This window comes from Streptomyces sp. CG4, from assembly GCF_041080655.1.
Classification (GTDB): domain Bacteria; phylum Actinomycetota; class Actinomycetes; order Streptomycetales; family Streptomycetaceae; genus Streptomyces.
In genome coordinates this window covers 2,864,051-2,881,092 of record NZ_CP163525.1, presented here as the reverse complement: position 1 = coordinate 2,881,092, position 17,042 = coordinate 2,864,051, and the positions used below count along the sequence as shown (strand labels likewise).

The 17,042-nt window shown below is 71.3% G+C and carries 15 protein-coding genes; 10 read left to right on the top strand and 5 right to left on the bottom strand.

Annotation, left to right across the window (positions count from 1 at the left end):
* Positions 1–51 precede the first annotated feature (51 nt).
* From AB5L52_RS12930 to AB5L52_RS12915, 4 genes are all read right to left on the bottom strand, one after another.
* Entirely contained in the window at positions 52–1,851 is a 1,800-nt protein-coding gene (locus tag AB5L52_RS12930; protein ID WP_369364104.1) for a hypothetical protein, read from the bottom strand.
* The gene (locus AB5L52_RS12925; protein WP_351024546.1) at positions 1,833–2,573 is read right to left on the bottom strand and encodes an ATP-binding cassette domain-containing protein; all 741 of its coding nucleotides are present in this window, start codon (positions 2,571–2,573) and stop codon (positions 1,833–1,835) included. The genes AB5L52_RS12930 and AB5L52_RS12925 overlap by 19 nt, the downstream gene beginning before the upstream one ends.
* 233 nt (positions 2,574–2,806) lie before the next feature.
* Positions 2,807–4,171: an aspartate aminotransferase family protein gene (locus AB5L52_RS12920; RefSeq protein WP_351024548.1), complete on the bottom strand. Its 1,365-nt coding sequence runs from the start codon at positions 4,169–4,171 to the stop codon at positions 2,807–2,809.
* 19 nt (positions 4,172–4,190) lie between these two features.
* Positions 4,191–4,709 carry an Lrp/AsnC family transcriptional regulator gene (locus AB5L52_RS12915; protein ID WP_351024551.1) on the bottom strand — a complete coding sequence of 173 codons (519 nt, stop codon included), beginning with the start codon at positions 4,707–4,709 and terminating at the stop codon, positions 4,191–4,193.
* A gap of 170 nt (positions 4,710–4,879) precedes the next feature.
* On the opposite strand from AB5L52_RS12915, the gene AB5L52_RS12910 reads away from it, so the two are divergent.
* The 10 genes from AB5L52_RS12910 to AB5L52_RS12865 all read left to right on the top strand — a co-directional run bounded on the left by AB5L52_RS12910 (position 4,880) and on the right by AB5L52_RS12865 (position 15,604).
* The gene (locus AB5L52_RS12910) at positions 4,880–6,319 is read left to right on the top strand and encodes a gamma-aminobutyraldehyde dehydrogenase (protein ID WP_351024553.1); all 1,440 of its coding nucleotides are present in this window, start codon (positions 4,880–4,882) and stop codon (positions 6,317–6,319) included.
* Positions 6,320–6,496: 177 nt separating this feature from the next.
* Entirely contained in the window at positions 6,497–7,690 is a 1,194-nt protein-coding gene (locus AB5L52_RS12905; protein WP_369364102.1) for an extracellular solute-binding protein, read from the top strand.
* A 73-nt stretch (positions 7,691–7,763) separates the two neighbouring features.
* The gene (locus AB5L52_RS12900) at positions 7,764–8,192 is read left to right on the top strand and encodes a hypothetical protein (RefSeq protein ID WP_369364100.1); all 429 of its coding nucleotides are present in this window, start codon (positions 7,764–7,766) and stop codon (positions 8,190–8,192) included.
* Between the two features lie 324 nt (positions 8,193–8,516).
* Positions 8,517–9,479, top strand: coding sequence for a hypothetical protein (locus AB5L52_RS12895; protein ID WP_351024562.1), 963 nt, complete (start codon positions 8,517–8,519; stop codon positions 9,477–9,479).
* 30 nt (positions 9,480–9,509) lie between these two features.
* Positions 9,510–10,166 (top strand): hypothetical protein, encoded by a 657-nt coding sequence (locus AB5L52_RS12890; RefSeq protein WP_351024565.1) that lies wholly within the window; start codon positions 9,510–9,512, stop codon positions 10,164–10,166.
* Positions 10,150–11,160, top strand: a complete 1,011-nt coding sequence (locus AB5L52_RS12885; protein ID WP_351024568.1) for an inositol monophosphatase — start codon at positions 10,150–10,152, stop codon at positions 11,158–11,160. The genes AB5L52_RS12890 and AB5L52_RS12885 overlap by 17 nt, the downstream gene beginning before the upstream one ends.
* A 152-nt stretch (positions 11,161–11,312) precedes the next feature.
* Positions 11,313–12,152: a Scr1 family TA system antitoxin-like transcriptional regulator gene (locus AB5L52_RS12880; RefSeq protein ID WP_369364097.1), complete on the top strand. Its 840-nt coding sequence runs from the start codon at positions 11,313–11,315 to the stop codon at positions 12,150–12,152.
* Positions 12,124–12,339 carry a DUF397 domain-containing protein gene (locus tag AB5L52_RS12875; RefSeq protein ID WP_369364095.1) on the top strand — a complete coding sequence of 72 codons (216 nt, stop codon included), beginning with the start codon at positions 12,124–12,126 and terminating at the stop codon, positions 12,337–12,339. The genes AB5L52_RS12880 and AB5L52_RS12875 overlap by 29 nt, the downstream gene beginning before the upstream one ends.
* The gene (locus tag AB5L52_RS12870; RefSeq protein WP_369368864.1) at positions 12,326–14,278 is read left to right on the top strand and encodes an FAD/NAD(P)-binding protein; all 1,953 of its coding nucleotides are present in this window, start codon (positions 12,326–12,328) and stop codon (positions 14,276–14,278) included. The genes AB5L52_RS12875 and AB5L52_RS12870 overlap by 14 nt, the downstream gene beginning before the upstream one ends.
* Before the next feature lie 102 nt (positions 14,279–14,380).
* On the top strand, positions 14,381–15,604 hold the full coding sequence (locus AB5L52_RS12865) for a putative PEP-binding protein (RefSeq protein ID WP_369364093.1): 1,224 nt from the start codon (positions 14,381–14,383) through the stop codon (positions 15,602–15,604).
* A 54-nt stretch (positions 15,605–15,658) separates the two neighbouring features.
* On the opposite strand, the gene AB5L52_RS12860 is transcribed toward AB5L52_RS12865, so the two are convergent.
* Positions 15,659–16,939: an SLC13 family permease gene (locus AB5L52_RS12860; RefSeq protein WP_351024578.1), complete on the bottom strand. Its 1,281-nt coding sequence runs from the start codon at positions 16,937–16,939 to the stop codon at positions 15,659–15,661.
* Between the last annotated feature and the right edge of the window lie 103 nt (positions 16,940–17,042).

The window sequence follows — 17,042 nt, the reverse complement described above, 5'->3', positions numbered from 1 at the left end:
CCCGGGAGAACTCATCGGCCGCCGGGAACTTTTTTTCGGCCCGTGGGCGGCTCAGCGGTCCACGGGGAGGGCCGACAGGGCGGCGATGAGGAGGGTGAGCGGGCCGAACAGCGCCAGCAGGGCCGCCGCGCGCAGGGCCGCGGCCGCGCGCAGCGTCCCGACCGGAGCGCCCAGCCGCAGCAGTGCGGCGGTCGTTTCGGCCCGGCACTGGCGGGTCTCCACGGCCGCGGTGAGCACGGTGGCGATCGTGCAGCCGGTGACCAGCGAGGCGCCGAGGGTGGTCAGGGGGCCGAACGACGGTGCCGAGCCGGCGTACAGCGTGGTCATGGCGTAACCGGCGGACGTGACGGCGCTGACGACGCCCAGGGGGCGGCCGATGCGGGTGGCCTCCGTCATCAGGACCCGGCCGGCGAGGAGGCGCAGGGCGCCGGGGCGGGTGGACTGCAGGAGCAGGCCGCACAGGTGGGTGAGGCCGGGCGCGGCGAGGACCAGGCCGGTGGCGGCGAGGAGCCAGCCGGTGAGCACGGCGATGTTCGAGCGCTCGGCGTAGGCCTGGACGGTGAGGCCGGTGGTGAGGACGGCGATGCCCCAAGGGAGTCCGACGGGAGCGTCCTTGGGGGGCCTGCGGGTGACGTCGGTCCAGCCGGCGTCCGGGGACGGGGACTCGGGGTCGGTTGCGCCGCCCGGCGCCGACGGGGTGCCGTCGTTCGCCGGGCCGGGAGCCGCGCCGGCGCCGCGCCTGCCCGTGGGCTGCGGCTGGGTCGGCCCGCCGTCGCCGGCCGACCCGGCCGGTCCCACCGCCGCACGGCCGCCCGCGAACCGACGGCTGTGCCGCCCGCCGCCCTCGGCTTCGCCGGCCGCCCACGTCGCCGCACGACGGTCCGCGAAGCGATGGCTGTGCTGCCCGCCGTCCTCGGCTTCGCCGGCCGCTTCCGTTGCCGTGCGACGGTCCGCGATCCGGCGGTTGTGCTGCCCGCTGTCCTCGGCCTGGTCGGCTGCTCCCGTCGCCGCACGACGGTCCGCGAACCGGCGGCTGCGTCGCCCGCCGTCGTCGGCTTCGTCGGCCGCTCCCGTCGCAGCGCGACGGTCCGCGGCGGGCGGTTGCGATGGCCCGGCGTCACCACGGCCGCCCGCGGACCCACGACCCTGCTGCTCGCCGTCGCCGTCGCCGTCGCCGTCGCCCGCGGTCCGGTGGTCCGCCGCCGACCGGCCCTCGGTAGCTGTCCTGCGGCCCAGGCGGGCGCCGAAGCGGCCGTACGCGCCGAAGGTCTCCCGGGCCGCCGGGTGGCCGTACGCGCCGAAGCGGCCGTACATACGGAGGATCGGGGTGGCGGGGCGGGGGTCTCTCGGGCGGAGGGCGACGGCCACGGTGGTCGAGGCGGCGGCCGGGAGCAGGGCCAGCAGGGTCGCGGCCGCCGGGACGGGGAGGGGCCGGCCGGCGGCCAGGAAGTCCGCGGCCGCGCCGTCGAAGGGCAGGCCCGTCAGGTCGCCGCGCAGATGGAGGAAGGCCAGCAGGGCCAGCAGCGAGCCGAGCGTGCAGGACAGGGCCGTGGTCAGCGCGGAGACCGCCATCAGGCGGGCCGGGCCGAGGCCCACGGCGGACAGGCCGGGCCGCGGCCGGGTGCCGGGGTCGGTGCGGGCGACGGCGAGCGCGAAGTACACCGTGGCGGCGAACGGCACCACGGACCAGGCGAGCCGCAGCGCGGCGGCGTCCGCACGCTCCGGGCGGCCCAGGGCGTAGCCGAGGCAGGCCAGCATCAGGAATCCGGTGCCGCCGGCCGCCGCGGCCACCAGCAGGCGGCGCAGCTGGACGGCGGGCCGGGCCGCACGGGTCAGACGGAGAGCGAGCACGCGGCCCGGCCTTCCGTGTCGGGGACGTCCGGCAGCCGCAGGGTGCGCACACTGCGGCCGTCCAGCAGGGCCACGGTGCGGTCGGCGAGGGCGGCGGTCTCGGCCTCGTGCGAGGCGAGGACCACGGTGATGCCGTGCGAGCGGGCGGCCGTGGTGAGCGTGCGCAGCACATGGGTGCGGTCGGCGCGGTGCAGCGGTGCCGTCGGCTCGTCGGCGAAGAGGACCATGGGGGCCGGGGCCAGCGCCCGGGCGATCGAGACGCGCTGCCGTTCGGCCTGGTGCAGGGCGTGCGGGCGGTTGCGGGCCTTGTCGCCGACGTCGAGCCGCTCCAGCCACTCCAGCGCGGCGACCTTGGCCCTGCGGCGCCCGGCGCCGCGCAGCATCAGGGGGAGCGCGACGTTCTCCCAGGCGTTCAGCTCGGGGACCAGGACCGGCGCGGGGTCGATCCAGCCGAAGCGGTCCCGGCGCAGCCGCTCGCGGCGCATCGGGCCCAGGGTGTGCAGGGGCGTGCTGTTGAACCACACCTCGCCCTCGCGCACCGGCACCAGACCCGACAGACAGCGCAGCAGGGTCGTCTTGCCACTGCCGCGCGGGCCGATGACGGCGAGGATCTCGCCCTCGCGTACGGCGAGCGAGACCCCGGCGAGCCCGGGCGACCCGTCGGGGTGCCTGAAGTGCAGCGCGCGTGCCCAGAGCACGTCGTTGTCCGGCGGGGCCTCCATGGTCGTACACCTCGGTTCTGATCCGCTATTCCCGTGCCTGTTCCCTCGTGCGGGGGAACGAACGCTGGGCTGATCGGTCACTGGAACGCTAGGCAGCCGTTACCGGAGGGCCGGACAGTACACGGCCCCGGGCCGCCGTTCTCACTCGAACGGGGGCACCGGGGCCGGTGTTGATCATCCGGAAGGATCAAAGGATCATCCGGGCGTGATCCGGAGTGTGATCCGGAGCGTGATCAGAGCTTCGTCCACGCCTCCGTGAGGGTGGCGCGCAGGATCTGCTCGATCTCGTCGAAGGTCTCCTGGTTGGAGATCAGCGGCGGGGCGAGCTGGATGACCGGGTCGCCGCGGTCGTCGGCACGGCAGTAGAGGCCGTTGTCGAACAGCGCCTTGGAGAGGAAGCCGTACAGGACGCGCTCGGTCTCCTCCTCGTTGAAGGACTCCTTGGTGTTCTTGTCCTTCACCAGCTCGATGCCGTAGAAGAAGCCGTTGCCGCGGACGTCGCCGACGATCGGCAGGTCGTGCAGCTTCTGCAGCGTCTGCAGGAACGCGCCCTCGCTGTCCAGCACGTGCTGGTTGATGTTCTCGCGCTCGAACAGGTCGAGGTTGGCGAGACCCACGGCCGCCGAGACCGGGTGGCCGCCGAAGGTGTAGCCGTGCAGGAAGGTGTTGTCGCCCTTGTAGAACGGCTCGGCAAGGCGGTCGGAGATGATGCACGCGCCGATCGGGGAGTAGCCCGAGGTCATGCCCTTGGCGCAGGTGATCATGTCCGGGACGTAGCCGAACTTGTCGCAGGCGAACATCGTGCCCAGGCGGCCGAAGGCGCAGATGACCTCGTCCGACACGAGCAGCACGTCGTACTGGTCGCAGATCTCGCGCACGCGCTGGAAGTAGCCGGGCGGCGGCGGGAAGCAGCCGCCGGCGTTCTGCACCGGCTCCAGGAAGACCGCGGCGACGGTGTCCGGGCCCTCGAAGAGGATCTGCTGCTCGATCTGGTCGGCGGCCCAGCGGCCGAAGGCCTCCGGGTCGTCGCCGAAGAGCGGCGCGCGGTAGATGTTGGTGTTCGGCACCTTGTGCGCGCCCGGGACGAGCGGCTCGAACGGCGCCTTCAGACCGGGCAGACCCGTGATGGACAGGGCGCCCTGCGGGGTGCCGTGGTAGGCGACCGCACGCGAGATGACCTTGTACTTGGTGGGCTTGCCGGTCAGCTTGAAGTACTGCTTGGCGAGCTTCCAGGCCGTCTCCACGGCCTCGCCGCCGCCGGTGGTGAAGAAGACCTTGTTGAGGTCGCCCGGGGCGTAGTCGGCGAGGCGCTCGGCCAGCTCGACCGCCTTGGGGTGGGCGTAGGACCACACCGGGAAGAAGGCCAGCTCCTGAGCCTGCTTGAAGGCGGTCTCGGCGAGTTCCGTGCGGCCGTGACCGGCCTGGACCACGAACAGACCCGCGAGACCGTCGAGGTAGCGCTTGCCCTTGTCGTCGTAGATGTAGGTGCCCTCACCCCGGACGATGGTCGGGACGGGGGAGTTCTCGTACGAGGACATGCGGGTGAAGTGCATCCACAGGTGGTCGTACGCGGTGCGGCTGAGGTCCTTGGTGCTCACGGTTATCGGGTCCTCACGGTTATCGGGTTCCCCACATGTAGGTCTGCTTCTTGAGCTTCAGATAGACGAAGCTCTCGGTGGAGCGCACTCCGGGCAGGGACCGGATGCGTTTGTTGATGACGTCCAGCAGGTGGTCGTCGTCCTCGCAGACGATCTCGGCGAGGATGTCGAACGAGCCCGCGGTCATCACCACGTACTCGACTTCCGACATGTCAGTGAGCGCGTCCGCGATCGACTCGACATCACCCTCGACGTTGATCCCGACCATCGCCTGCCGGCGGAAGCCCACGGTGAGCGGGTCCGTGACGGCGACGATCTGCATCACGCCCTGGTCCAGCAGCTTCTGGACGCGCTGGCGTACGGCCGCCTCGGACAGGCCGACGGCCTTGCCGATCGCGGCGTACGGCCTGCGGCCGTCCTCCTGGAGCTGCTGGATGATGGCGAGGGAGACGGCATCCAGCTGGGGGGTGCCGCTCCTGGACTCGCGGGACGAGTCCCTCTGGTCTGCGCTTCGACTGGCCACGACCTCACTGTGCACGAGGTCTCGACAGTTTCGCAACCCTTAGGCGATGAAATTCGTTGTTTGAGAGTCCGAGTCTTGCGGATTTCGCAGAACTGATGGTGGTGGGGGTGTTGAAAACGTGGGCTTGACGGCTAGGGTGGGTGTCTCAGTAATCGGACAGCGAGTACCTGATCAGGAGGCCGGCAGTGAGCACCGAGCTGCGTCGTCTGCGCAACTACATCGACGGTGAGTTCCGGGACGCCGCCGACGGACGGACCACCGAGGTGGTCAACCCGGCGACGGGCGAGGCGTACGCGACCGCGCCGCTGTCCGGACAGGCGGACGTCGACGCCGCGATGGCGGCCGCCGCCGCGGCCTTCCCGGCCTGGCGCGACACCACTCCCGCCGAGCGCCAGAAGGCTCTGCTCAAGATCGCCGACGCGTTCGAGGAGCGCGCCGAGGACCTGATCGCGGCGGAGGTGGAGAACACGGGCAAGCCCACCGGGCTCACCCGCTCCGAGGAGATCCCGCCGATGGTCGACCAGATCCGCTTCTTCGCGGGCGCGGCGCGGCTGCTGGAGGGCCGCTCGGCCGGTGAGTACATGGAGGGGATGACCTCGATCATCCGCCGTGAACCGGTCGGCGTCTGCGCCCAGGTAGCCCCCTGGAACTACCCGATGATGATGGCCGTGTGGAAGTTCGCCCCGGCCATCGCCGCGGGCAACACGGTCGTCCTGAAGCCCTCGGACACGACCCCCGCCTCCACCGTCCTCATCGCGGACATCATCGGCTCGATCCTGCCCAAGGGCGTCTTCAACGTCATCTGCGGCGACCGCGACACGGGCCGCCTCATGGTCGAGCACTCCGTGCCGGCGATGGCGTCGATCACCGGCTCGGTCCGCGCGGGCATGTCGGTGGCCGAGTCGGCGTCGAAGGACGTCAAGCGGGTCCACCTGGAGCTGGGCGGCAAGGCCCCGGTCGTCGTCTTCGAGGACACCGACATCGCCAAGGCCGTCGAGGACATCTCGGTCGCGGGCTTCTTCAACGCCGGCCAGGACTGTACGGCCGCGACCCGCGTCCTGGTCCACGAGTCGATCCACGACGAGTTCGTGTCGGCGCTGGCGAAGGCGGCCGCCGAGACGAAGACGGGCCAGCCGGACGACGAGGACGTCCTGTACGGCCCCCTGAACAACCCGAACCAGCTCAAGCAGGTCTCCGGCTTCATCGACCGCCTCCCCGCCCACGCCAAGGTCCAGGCGGGCGGCCACCAGGTCGGCGACAAGGGCTACTTCTACGCCCCGACCGTCGTCTCCGGCCTGAAGCAGGACGACGAGATCATCCAGAACGAGGTCTTCGGCCCGGTCATCACCGTCCAGTCCTTCTCCGACGAGGACCAGGCCGTCCAGTGGGCCAACGGCGTCGAGTACGCCCTCGCGTCCTCGGTGTGGACCAAGGACCACGCCCGCGCGATGCGCATGTCCAAGAAGCTCGACTTCGGCTGCGTGTGGATCAACACCCACATCCCGCTGGTCGCCGAGATGCCCCACGGCGGCTTCAAGAAGTCCGGCTACGGCAAGGACCTTTCGGCGTACGGCTTCGAGGACTACACGCGCATCAAGCACGTGATGACGTCGCTGGGCGAGTAACGCAACGCCGGGTTCGGCCACTTGTCGGCCGCGGGTGCGTGGGGGCTGGTCGCTCATCGATTCAGCCCCCACGCCTCCGGGTTGTCCGGTCGACGTCGACAAGGTGTCCGACAGGCCCCGCCTTGCTCGACGCAGCGTCGATTGCCCCTGTGCCCGGCGGGACGACATGCTTCCGGGGTGTCTCAGACTCCCTCCCGCAAGCCCCAGTTGTCCCGCCGTTCCCTTCTGCGCGCCCTCGGTGGCACCGCCGCGCTCGGCGCGCTGGCCGGCTGCGGGGTGCCCGCCGCCTATGTCGCGCCCGGCGACCGGGCCGTCGCCGACGAGTCGACGGCCGACAAGAAGCTGACCTGGGCGAACTGGCCGCTGTACATCGACACCGACGACAAGGACCCCAACCGGCGGCCGACGGTGGAGGCGTTCGAGAAGCGCACCGGGATCACGGTCGACTACGTCGAGGAGATCAACGACAACGACGAGTTCTTCGGCAAGATCAGCCCCGCGCTGATGAACCATCAGTCGACCGGCCGCGACCTGATCGTCATGAGCGACTGGATGTGCGCGCGGTTCGTCCGGCTGGGCTGGGTGCAGCGGATGGACCGGGCCCACCAGCCGAACGTGGCGAAGTATCTCGACCCCCTGCTCCGCTCACCGGCCTTCGACAAGGGCCGCCTCTGCACGGTGCCCTGGCAGTCGGGCATCACCGGCATCGCCTACAACCGCAAGAAGCTGGGCCGCGAGATCCGGCAGGTGCGGGACCTCTGGGCGAGCGACCTGAAGGGCCGCGTGACCCTCCTCTCCGGCCTCGACGAGTCCTTCGCGCTGCTCATGCAGGGCAACGGCGTGGACATCACCCAGTGGACGGCGGACGACTTCCACCGCGTCTGCGACGACGTGGAGCGCGAGATCCGGCGCGGCCAGATCCGCCGCTTCACCGGCAACGACTACACCAAGGACCTGGTCAGCGGCGACGTCCTCGCCTGCCAGGCGTACTCCGGCGACGTCATCCAGCTCCAGGCGGACAACCCCGACATCCGCTTCGTCGTGCCCGAGGAGGGCGCCGAGCTGTGGTCGGACTCCCTGATGATCCCCAACCGGGCCCGCCACAAGGCCAACGCCGAGCGCCTGATCGACTACTACTACGACCCCGAGACCGCCGCGAAGCTCGCCGCCTGGGTCAACTACGTCTGCCCCGTCCCGGCCGCCAAGGAGGTCCTGGCGGCCTCGAAGGACAAGGACACCGCGGCCCTCGCCGACAACCCGCTGATCTTCCCCGACACCACCATGCGCAAGCGCCTCGCCATCGCCCGGGACATCACCTCCACCGAGCGGGTGGAGTTCGCGAAACGGTGGAACAAGATCGTGGGGCTGTGACCACGCGGTCCTCGCCGGCATGGGGATTGCGGTGACGCCGTGCGGGGCCGTACGAGCGAGGGGAGCCGGGGACATGACGGTATGGGGGCTGGTCGTCGAGACGACCGTGAGTGCCGGTGATCGCAAGCACGTCGAGGCTTACGTACCGGCACATGTCCACGGGACTCGGGCCGAGGCGCTCGCGGAACTGGAGCGGCGGGCCCGGAGCTACTCGCCCGAACACCCCAGAAGCCCCAGGCGCCGTCGGTTGTTCCGGGAGGGTGACGGATTCCTCCTGGTCGTCGACGGGGCGTGGCAGTCGTTCGCCCCCCGGTTCACGGTGGCGGAGCTGCTGGACGACTCCGCCGCACCCGCCGCACCAGCCGCCCCGGAACCCGAGGACGCGCCGGGCGAGCCCGGTACCGGATCGGATGAGCCGGCGGAACGGATCGAGGGGGCCGAGCGGTACGACGACGGGGTACCGGTCAAGCCGACCTGGCTGGGCCGCGACGACCTGCCGTGAGCGCACCCGTCGACGGTGCCCCGCTGTGGCAACTGGCCGTCGTGGTCGGCAGGTTCCCCGATGTCCGAAGGAACTCGGCCGCGTCTCCGCCCACGGGATCCCGGTATTGATCATCGTGGCGCACGGCACGCACGCCGCCACGCACGCGCGCACGGGACGAGGCCGGCCGTGACCAGCCGGACGAGCGGTTTTCGGCCTCCGTCGGCCGGTCGGCCGTGGTCGAAGCCGCGTCGGCCGCGCTGGAGGTGCTGACGGCCGATTGACGCATGGCTGACGGAGTGTCCTTGCTCCTACGATGGAAGCCACCGTCGGGGGAGGGTGGACATGACGAGCAGTACGCCGCAGGGGGCCGGGCGCCGGCTGGAGAACGGGATCGCGTGGGCGGTCCGGAACGCGGACGGGATCGTTGCCATCGTCGTCGCCGTGGTCGTCGGGCTGATGGACGTCCTCAACAACAACATGGACCCGAACATCGTCTCCGGCGCCACGCTGCTGGTGCTGGCGGCGCTGGTGTACGGCTCGCTCACCGAGCGCCGGCGCCGCATGGCCGACGTCCGCGCCGCGACCGCCGGGACCAGCCGGGCCATCGAGGACCTGGCGATGGTGCGGGCGCTCTCCGGCGCCGAGACCGCGCTCGCCCACGAGCAGGCCCGGCGCACCACCACCCGCTGGGTGTTCAAGGGCGGCACCGGCACCTATCTGCGCGCCGTCACGTTGCCCGAGTGCGTGCTCGAAGGGCAACGGCAGCGGCGCTCCCTCAGCATGAAGATCGACATCATCAACCCCGCCGACGACCACGTGTGCGCCGCCTACGCCCGCTTCAGGAGCACGTTCGGGCCAGGGTCCGGCGGCGACCTCGCCGAGTGGACCGTGGAGCGCACCCGCAAGGAGGCCTACGCCACCGTCGTCGCCGCCGGCTGGCACCGGCAGCGGCTGGACACCCTGGAGATCGACGTCCACCTGTCCTCGGTGGCCCCGGCACTGCGCTTCGACCTCTCCGACACGTGCCTGATCATCACCCAGGACGACCCCAGCCGGGTCAGCCTCTACGTCGCGCGCGACCGGCCGCTCTACGACTACTACGTCACCGAGCTGCACCAGAGCCGCGAACAAGCCGTCAAGCTCGACCTGCGCGAGGCCTCCCCGCTCTCCGAAGAGCCCACCGTGGACGAGGTCAGACGCCTGCTCGACCGCCTCGGCCTGCCACTCCCGCCGAGCTACACCGATCGTGACGTCGGCGACATCATCGACAAGGCGCTGCGCGCGGAGAACCCGTACCGCAGGTGAGCGCCGTGTTCCGGCCAAGGGGGAAGGAACATGGACTACCCGGCCCTCGAACGGGCCGCTCGGCGGCACGCGGGCGCCGAGCTGATCCGGCACGCCGTGTCGGAACTGGACCGGATCGCCTCGGGCCGTCGCGCCCTGCAAGCGGTACGCCATCCACTGGGCTTCGTCTGCCTGCCCGTCCTGCGCGACGGCGACGACGGCGTCTGCGTCCACGTCTTCGGCACTCCGGAGGCGGAGCCCGACCGGTCCGTGCCCCAAGTGCACTGCCACAGCTGGGACTTGACCAGCACGGTGCTCTTCGGGCGGCTCGACAACCGGCGGATCGACGTGGACGACGACACCGGCGAACCGACCCACCGGGTCTTCGAAGTACTCAGCGATCCCTCCGGCGTGGACGAACTACGGCCCACCGGGCGGCTGGTGCGGTTACGGCCCGGTGTGGAACAGACCAGCGCGCGGGGGCAGAGCTACACCCTCCCGGCGGGTGAATTCCATACCAGCGTGGTGCCGGACGGGCGCCCCACCGCCACCCTGGTCCTGGGGCGCACCCTGCCCGGCCGGCCGGACCTCTCGCTGGGCCCGCCGTCCGCCCCGGGGCACCGCATGGTCCGCCGGACGTGCGACGCGACCCAGACCGCCCGGATCGCTCGGGCCGCCCTCAGGAGGATCCATGAGCCCGAACCCTGACCCGTCGTCCGATCTGTCGTCCGACCCGCCGTCCGATCCGTCGTCCGCGTCGGCCGGTTACGCCGTCGAGCACCGTACGGCCGTGGGCGCCGCCGAGGAGGCCGGGGCGCTGCTGCGGTCCCGCTTCCCCGACGGGTTCGCCGCCCACGCCAAGGGCCAACAGGGCGACGTCGTCACCGACTTGGACGTGGCCGCCGAGCAGCTGGTGGTCGGCCGGATCCGGGACCGCTTCCCGCACGACCGCATCCTCGCCGAGGAGTCCGGCGAACTCGCCGGTGACGGCGGCGGCCGCACCTGGCTGATCGATCCCCTCGACGGCAGCAACAACGTCGTCATCGGGCTCCCCGTCTACGTCGTCGGTGTCGCCCTCTGCGTCGAGGACACGCCCGTCGTGGGCGTCGTCCACGATCCGCTGACCGCCCGTACCTGGTCCGCTCGGCGGGGCGGCGGGGCCCAGGGGCCGGGCGGGCGCCTCGCCGTCCCGCCGCGCGCTCGCCCGCTCTCCGCCGCGGGCCCCCTGCTCGCCTGGACCCAGGGCCACGCCGTCTCCCGCGACGACCCCGTCGCCTGCGCCCTCCGCCACACCCTCGAACTCCGCTCCCGCCGCCTGCTCCAGCTCTGGGCACCCCTGGTCGCCTGGGCCATGCTGGCCCGCGGCGACATCGACGGCTTCGTGGGCTACCGCGCGGAGGCGATCGACCTCCCCGCCGGTGCGCTGCTCGCCCGCGAGGCCGGCGTCGCCCTGCGGCACCTCGACGGCGCGGAGTTCGGCGGCGGCTTCGGCGGCCCCGACACGGGGCGTTCCTTCGTCGCCGGGCGCCCGGAGATGCTGCCGCACCTCCTCGACCTCGTCAGCCCTTTCTCTCCCGGCACCGAGGGCACGCACATGGGGGGAACCGTCCCGACAGGTCCAGCGGCGCGGCGTTCTTCGGCGGCCGGTACGTCACCGTCGGGCCCCACGTCCGGCCTCCGTCCCGGGAGACCGCCAGCGTGAGGTACACGCCGACGAACCCGTCCTCTTGCTTGTCCTGCATTCCCGCGCCTTTCACTTTCCGTGGCGATACGTGCACAGAGTGAGGTGGGCGGGAGTACCTTCGGAAGATGACGGAGCGTGACAACGGCGTCTGCAAGAGGGGGAGTTGAAAGGTGGCCATCGAGGACAACCCGATCTCGCGGGAGAAGTACGGGGCGGAACTCAGGCAGCGGAGGGAGGCGGCGGGTCTCACGCAAGAGGAACTGGCCCAACGTGCGCTGATGTCCCGCACGCACATCGCCCACATCGAGGCGGGGCGGCGCAGGCCGGATGTGAAGGATGCGCAGCGGCTGGATCAAGTGCTGGAAACCGGCGGGTTCTTCGAGCGGTTTCTGCCGACGCTGGACGGCAGGAGGGTGGCCGAGCACTTCGAGGAGGCGCTGGAGTTCGAGGGCCAGGCGATCGAGATCCGCGAGTATGCGCCCAGCCTGGTGCCGGGTCTCCTGCAGACCAAGGAGTACGCGTACGAGGTCTTCAGCTCCGGCTATCCGCGCAAGAGCGACGAGGAGCTTGACAAGCTGATGGCCACGCGGCTGGAACGGGCGCGCATTCTCGACAACTTCCACTCGCCCGAGGTCTGCTGGCTCCTCGATGAGGCAGTACTGCGGCGTGCGGTCGGAGGTCCGGCCGTGATGTGCCGGCAGCTGGGTCACATCGTGGAGTTGAGTGAGAGCCGCCGTATCCGCGTCCACGTGCTCCCGTACTCCGTGGGTGCCCATGCCCTACAGGCGGGATTTCTCTCCCTCATGTGGTTCGAAGACCTTCCGCCCATTGCTTATGCGGAGGGCGTGAAGAACGGGCGGATCATGGAACTGCCATCCATGGTGCGCGAGTGCCAGGAGCTTTACGATCAAGCATTGGGCGACGCCTTGTCGCGCCGAAAGTCCCTGGACCTACTCAGGTCTGTCGCGGAGGGTTACGAACATGAAGTGCAGCGAGCACACCATTCCTGACACCTCGGCGCTGTCCGGCTGGCGCAAGTCGTCGTACAGCGGCGGCAGCAGCGACAACTGCCTCGAAGTGAACGACACCGCCGCCCCCACCCACGTCCCCGTCCGCGACAGCAAGAACCCGACCGGTCCCGCCGTCGTCTTCTCGGCGCCCGTCTGGGCGGCATTCGTCGGTGCTGTCAAAAAGTAGGGTGCTGATAGTCGGGGCGGGGCTGGCCGGTACCGCCACGGCGATCCGACTGCTCCGCTTCGCCCGCAGGCCGCTTGAGGTCGTGCTTCTCGAAAAGCGTCCCGACTACCGGTCCGCCGGCGTCGCGTACCACCGGGAGGGCAACCCCTGGGACCATGTGTTCAACATCCAGGCGGGCCGGATGTCGCTGTTCCGGGAGGACGTTCTCGACTTCGTCCGCTGGGCCAACTCCGAGGCGGACCGCAGGGGCTGGCCGGCGCAGTGGGCCGAGCACGAGTTCGTGGAGCAGGGCCCGGCGCCGAGGAGGATCTTCCAGGACTACCTGACCGAGCGGCTGGCCGAGGCCCGGCGGGAGGCCTGTCCCGGTGTCGTACTCGTCGAAGCGGACGGCGAGGCGGTCGACATGAACGTACGGTCGGCCGGTGTCGATGTGACGGTCCGCCGGCCGTCCGCGGGCGGCCTCGGGGCCGGGCCGGGGCCGGAACCGGCCCTGCTGTCCGTGCTGTCCGCCGATCACGTCGTACTCGCGACCGGTCTCGAACTCAGGGAACCGCCCTTCGCCGCCGAGGTGCTCACACACCCCTCCTTCGTGCGGAATCCGTTCTCCGAGGCCGGCGTCCGCAAGCTGGAGACGCTGCCGTCCGAAGCGACCGTCGCGATCGTCGGATCCGTGCTGAGCGCGTACGACTCGGCGGGTCTGCTGCTGCGCCAGGGGCACACCGGGAGGATCCATCTGATCTCCAGGACCGGGACGGTGTTCCGGACGTACCCGGCCGGCCACGAGCACCGAGTGTTACGACTGCCCTGCCCGAGCGCGCTGCTGGAGCCGTACCGGAACCGGGAGGAGTTCGTCGCCCGGGTCTGGTCCGAGTGGGAGGCGGCGTGCTCGACGGTCGCCCGGGAGCACCCCGGAGTGCATCCGTCGGTGATCGCGGAGCGGGTGGCCAAGGCGTGGGAGCCGTATCTTCCCGAGGTCGTCGAGCGCATTCCCTCGGCGGAACTGCGGGGCCTGCTGGACGAGTTCAGTACCGCGATAGCCGCGTTCCGGGTCGGTGCGGTGGAGTACACGATGGCGGTCATCGAGCGTGCGATGCGCCCCGCGGACGGGCCGGTGAAGCTGGTCGTCGGTGCGGTGGAGAGGGTCACGCCGGTGGCGTCGGGGCGGCTGGTCGTCTCGGTCGCGACCGCGGAGCGGAGACGCTCCATCGAGGCCGACCTGGTGGTGTCCCACTTCGGCAGGGAGTGGGACTACAGCAGGGTCGGCCGGCCGCTCTGGCGCAATCTCCTCCGGAAGGGGATCGCGGTACCCCATGAGCGCACCGGGCGCGGCCTGGAGGTCGACGCACAGGGAACGCTCCTGGGCCCCGACGGGGAGCCGGCCGGCCCGATCTCCGCGGTCGGTGTGCCGAGAGAGGGCGACGAGCTCGTGCGGAACGGCCGGACCGGTGCGTTCGCCTTCAATCTCGCCGCCATCAAGAACCAGTCGATCGCGGTGGCCGCGCGCGTGGTCGCGGAACTGGAACTGCGGGAGGACGGGCCGGCACAGGACATGGATCAATTCCGCTGCGACGTGGGCGAGTTGGGGGAAGCCGCGCGGGGCGGGTTCGAGGAGGCGGTGCTTCTGGAGGTGCGGAGGCTGGCCACGCGGACGCGACGCGAGCGGGAGCTGCTCGATTCCCGGGTGGACGCCTGCATCCGGGCCATCGGCGGACGCCCGGCCCTCCCCGGTCCCCTCGGTCCTCCCGGTCCTCCCGGTCCTCCCGGTCTTCCGGGACTTCCGAAGGAGGCCTTCCGGCGCGAACGGCTGATGAGGGTGGTCGTCAACCGGGCGGCCGTCGGGCGGCTCACCGACGTCTCCGTGACACCACTGCAACTGCGCCGGCAACTGGGGTTGGCGAACGAACCGGGGGCCGCGGACGCCGAAGATCCGAGGGACTGACAGTCCCAGAAATCCGCCATTTGCTCGCCGCGGTCTTCCGCGCACCGGCCATGACAGCTGCCAGACTGCTGGTCAGGGCACGAAACCGCACTGGAGTACCAGGTGAACGGGCGACGGATTCAAGGGTTCCTGCTGGCCGGTGGGGCACAGAGTGTGCTGCGCGGTACGTGCAACCGCACCAGAAGGCCACGCGAGGGATCCATCCTGGTCGCCCCCGGCCTCGACGTGGGGCTGTACGACGCGATCGTGACGGCGCGGGCGGTCGTCTGCGGTTCGGGTGGGCTGACCGGCCATATGCAGTCCCTCTGCCGGGGCAGGGGAATTCCCGTGCTCCGCGTCGACGAGGCGGATCTCACCGACCTGGTCGGCGAAGTGACGCTGGACCTGGAGAGCCAGACGATCGTCGTCGGGCCCGATGCGAGGGCCGAGGCCTCGGGGTCGTGGGCCCCGGGCCCCGGGCCGGCCGATCTCGGCTCGGCGTGTGCGGTCATCGCGGATCTGCAGGACGTCCGGACCATCAACGCGTGCGGGCCCGTCGCGGAGCGGGTCGACTGCTTCTTCATCCGGGAGGAGTTCCTCTGCCTGGCGGCGGCCCTGCGTCCGCTGGACTCCCTGGCCGGCGGCCCCGCCCGGATCGCGGGCTACGGGCAGTCCGTCGCGGACCGGCTGTGCGGCTACGCCGACGCACTCCTGCCCGGCCAGCGACTGGTCCTGCGGCTTCTCGACCTCCGCTCCGACCACGCGGCCGGCGTCACCGAGCTGGCCCCGGTGCCGGTCGAACCGAACCCCGAGCTCGGTCTGCACGGCGCTCGCTGGCTCCTGGGTTCGACCGCCTACCGGGACGCGCTGCACACCGTGCTCGGCTCCCTGCGGGAGCGGCTCGGCGCGGACGCGGGCCGCGTGCACCTGTCCGTGCCCTTCCTCACCGATGAGCGGGAGTTCACCCGGATCAGGGCGCACCTGGAGGTGCCGGAGGAGGTGCCCTTGTCGGCGTTCGTCGAGACGCCCGCGGCGGTGCACGCCGCCGGGGCGCTCTGCGCGGCGGGCGCCAGTGAACTGTTCGTCGGCACGAAGGACCTGGTGCAGTTCTGTCTCGCCGCGGACCGGACCAACCACCTGGTCGCCGACTCCTACCAGACCCGGCACCCCGCCGTCCTGGACGCGATGCGCAGGGTGGTGGAGTCCGCGCGTGCCGCGGGAACCCCGGTGCGGGTCTTCGCGCTGGGTGCGGATCTCGCCCACTACCTGGAACACCTGCCCGCGCCGGACGGCTACATGATGTGTACCGCCGAACTCCGGCAGCTGCTCCTCCAGGGGCAGTCCTGACACCGGGCCGGGAGGCGATGGCGGCCGGCCGGCGGGCAGGCGAAGGCGACACGCTCAGCGCGTCAGCGCCAGCGCCGCCACCGCCGCGACCACCGTCGTCGTCGCCAGCACCGCGCCCGTCCCCATCAGGCGCCCCATCGGCACCCGTACGCCGTACGCATGGCAGCGCTCGTACCACAGGAGCGTCGCCAGGGACGCCCACGGGGTGATCACCGGGCCGGCGTTGGTGCCGACCAGCAGGGCGAGGAGCTGGTCGTGGTTGGCGACCGGGACCGCCGCCTCTCCGGCGAGGTAGACGGGGAGGTTGTTGAGGGCGTTGGACAGGCCGCCGCCCACCGCCGCCGCGCGGAACAGGCCCAGCGTGCCGCCGTCGTCGCCGACCGCCGAGGCCAGCAGCTCATGCAACCCGTGTGCGTTGACCGTCTCGACCACCAGGAACATGCCGGGCACCATCACCAGCAGCCGCCAGGGGATGAGCGACAGCCGGATCGCGGAACGGTCGCGCACCGCGAAGGCCGCCACGGCGACCAGCGCGGCCGTCGCGGAGGCCATCCACAGCGGGACGTCGGCCACCAGGATGGCGATCAGGAAGCCGGCGCAGGCGAGCGCGCAGGCGCGGAAGAGCACCGGGTCGACGGGGCGGTGCACGGCGGGCGGCGCGTAGCGGTCGGCCGCGCCGGGGCGGACGTCCGCCGCGCGCGCCGCACCGGGGCCCGACACCGGCACGGCGGCCGGCAGACCGGACTCGTCGGCAACAGGCCCCCCACGCCTGCCCCGCCGCCAGAAGAACAGCCACAAACAAGCCATGGTCACGGCCAGCGCGGCGAGTTGCGGCGCCCACATGCGGCCCGCCAGGCCCAGCGGGGACAGGGCGACCCGGTTGGCGGCCAGCAGGTTCGTCAGGTTGGACACGGGCAGCAGGAGGCTCGCCGTGTTGGCCAGCCACACCGTGGTCATCGCCAGGGGTACCGGCGCGATGCCCACCCGGGAGGCGAGCGCCAGCATCACCGGGGTCAGCAGGACGGCCGTGGTGTCCAGGTTCAGGGCGATCGTCGTGACGGAAGCGAAGGCCACGCAGAGGAGGAACAGGAGCGGATAACTGCCCCGGCCCGCCCGCGCCACCCGGGCCGCCAGCACGTCGAACACCTCGGCCCTGCTGGTCAGTTCGGCCAGCACGATCACCGTGCCCAGGAAGCCCAGGAGCGGTGCGATGCGGGTCATCGCGGCGGAAGCGGAACCGGTGGGCAGCAACCCCGTGGCCACACACAGCAGTCCGGTCGCCAGCAGACCGATCGCCACCCGGTCGAGGACATGCAGACGCAAGAAGGCACGCACGGTGGGAAGGGTCGCACAGTTGTGCTCTTCTGTGACCGGGCCGCCACTCGGGAGGCTGTCGAACGCCTGGAAACGGCGGGTATCGGTCTCTCTTCTCACGGCA

Excerpts from the sequence above, each read along its gene's own strand:
- AB5L52_RS12875 (WP_369364095.1), top strand. The coding sequence starts at position 12,124 with ATGAAGTGCAGCGAGCACACCATTCCTGACACCTCGGCGCTGTCCGGC.
- AB5L52_RS12895 (WP_351024562.1), top strand. The coding sequence starts at position 8,517 with ATGACGAGCAGTACGCCGCAGGGGGCCGGGCGCCGGCTGGAGAACGGG.
- AB5L52_RS12900 (WP_369364100.1), top strand. The coding sequence starts at position 7,764 with ATGACGGTATGGGGGCTGGTCGTCGAGACGACCGTGAGTGCCGGTGAT.
- AB5L52_RS12890 (WP_351024565.1), top strand. The coding sequence starts at position 9,510 with ATGGACTACCCGGCCCTCGAACGGGCCGCTCGGCGGCACGCGGGCGCC.
- AB5L52_RS12925 (WP_351024546.1), bottom strand. The coding sequence starts at position 2,573 with ATGGAGGCCCCGCCGGACAACGACGTGCTCTGGGCACGCGCGCTGCAC.
- AB5L52_RS12885 (WP_351024568.1), top strand. The coding sequence starts at position 10,150 with ATGAGCCCGAACCCTGACCCGTCGTCCGATCTGTCGTCCGACCCGCCG.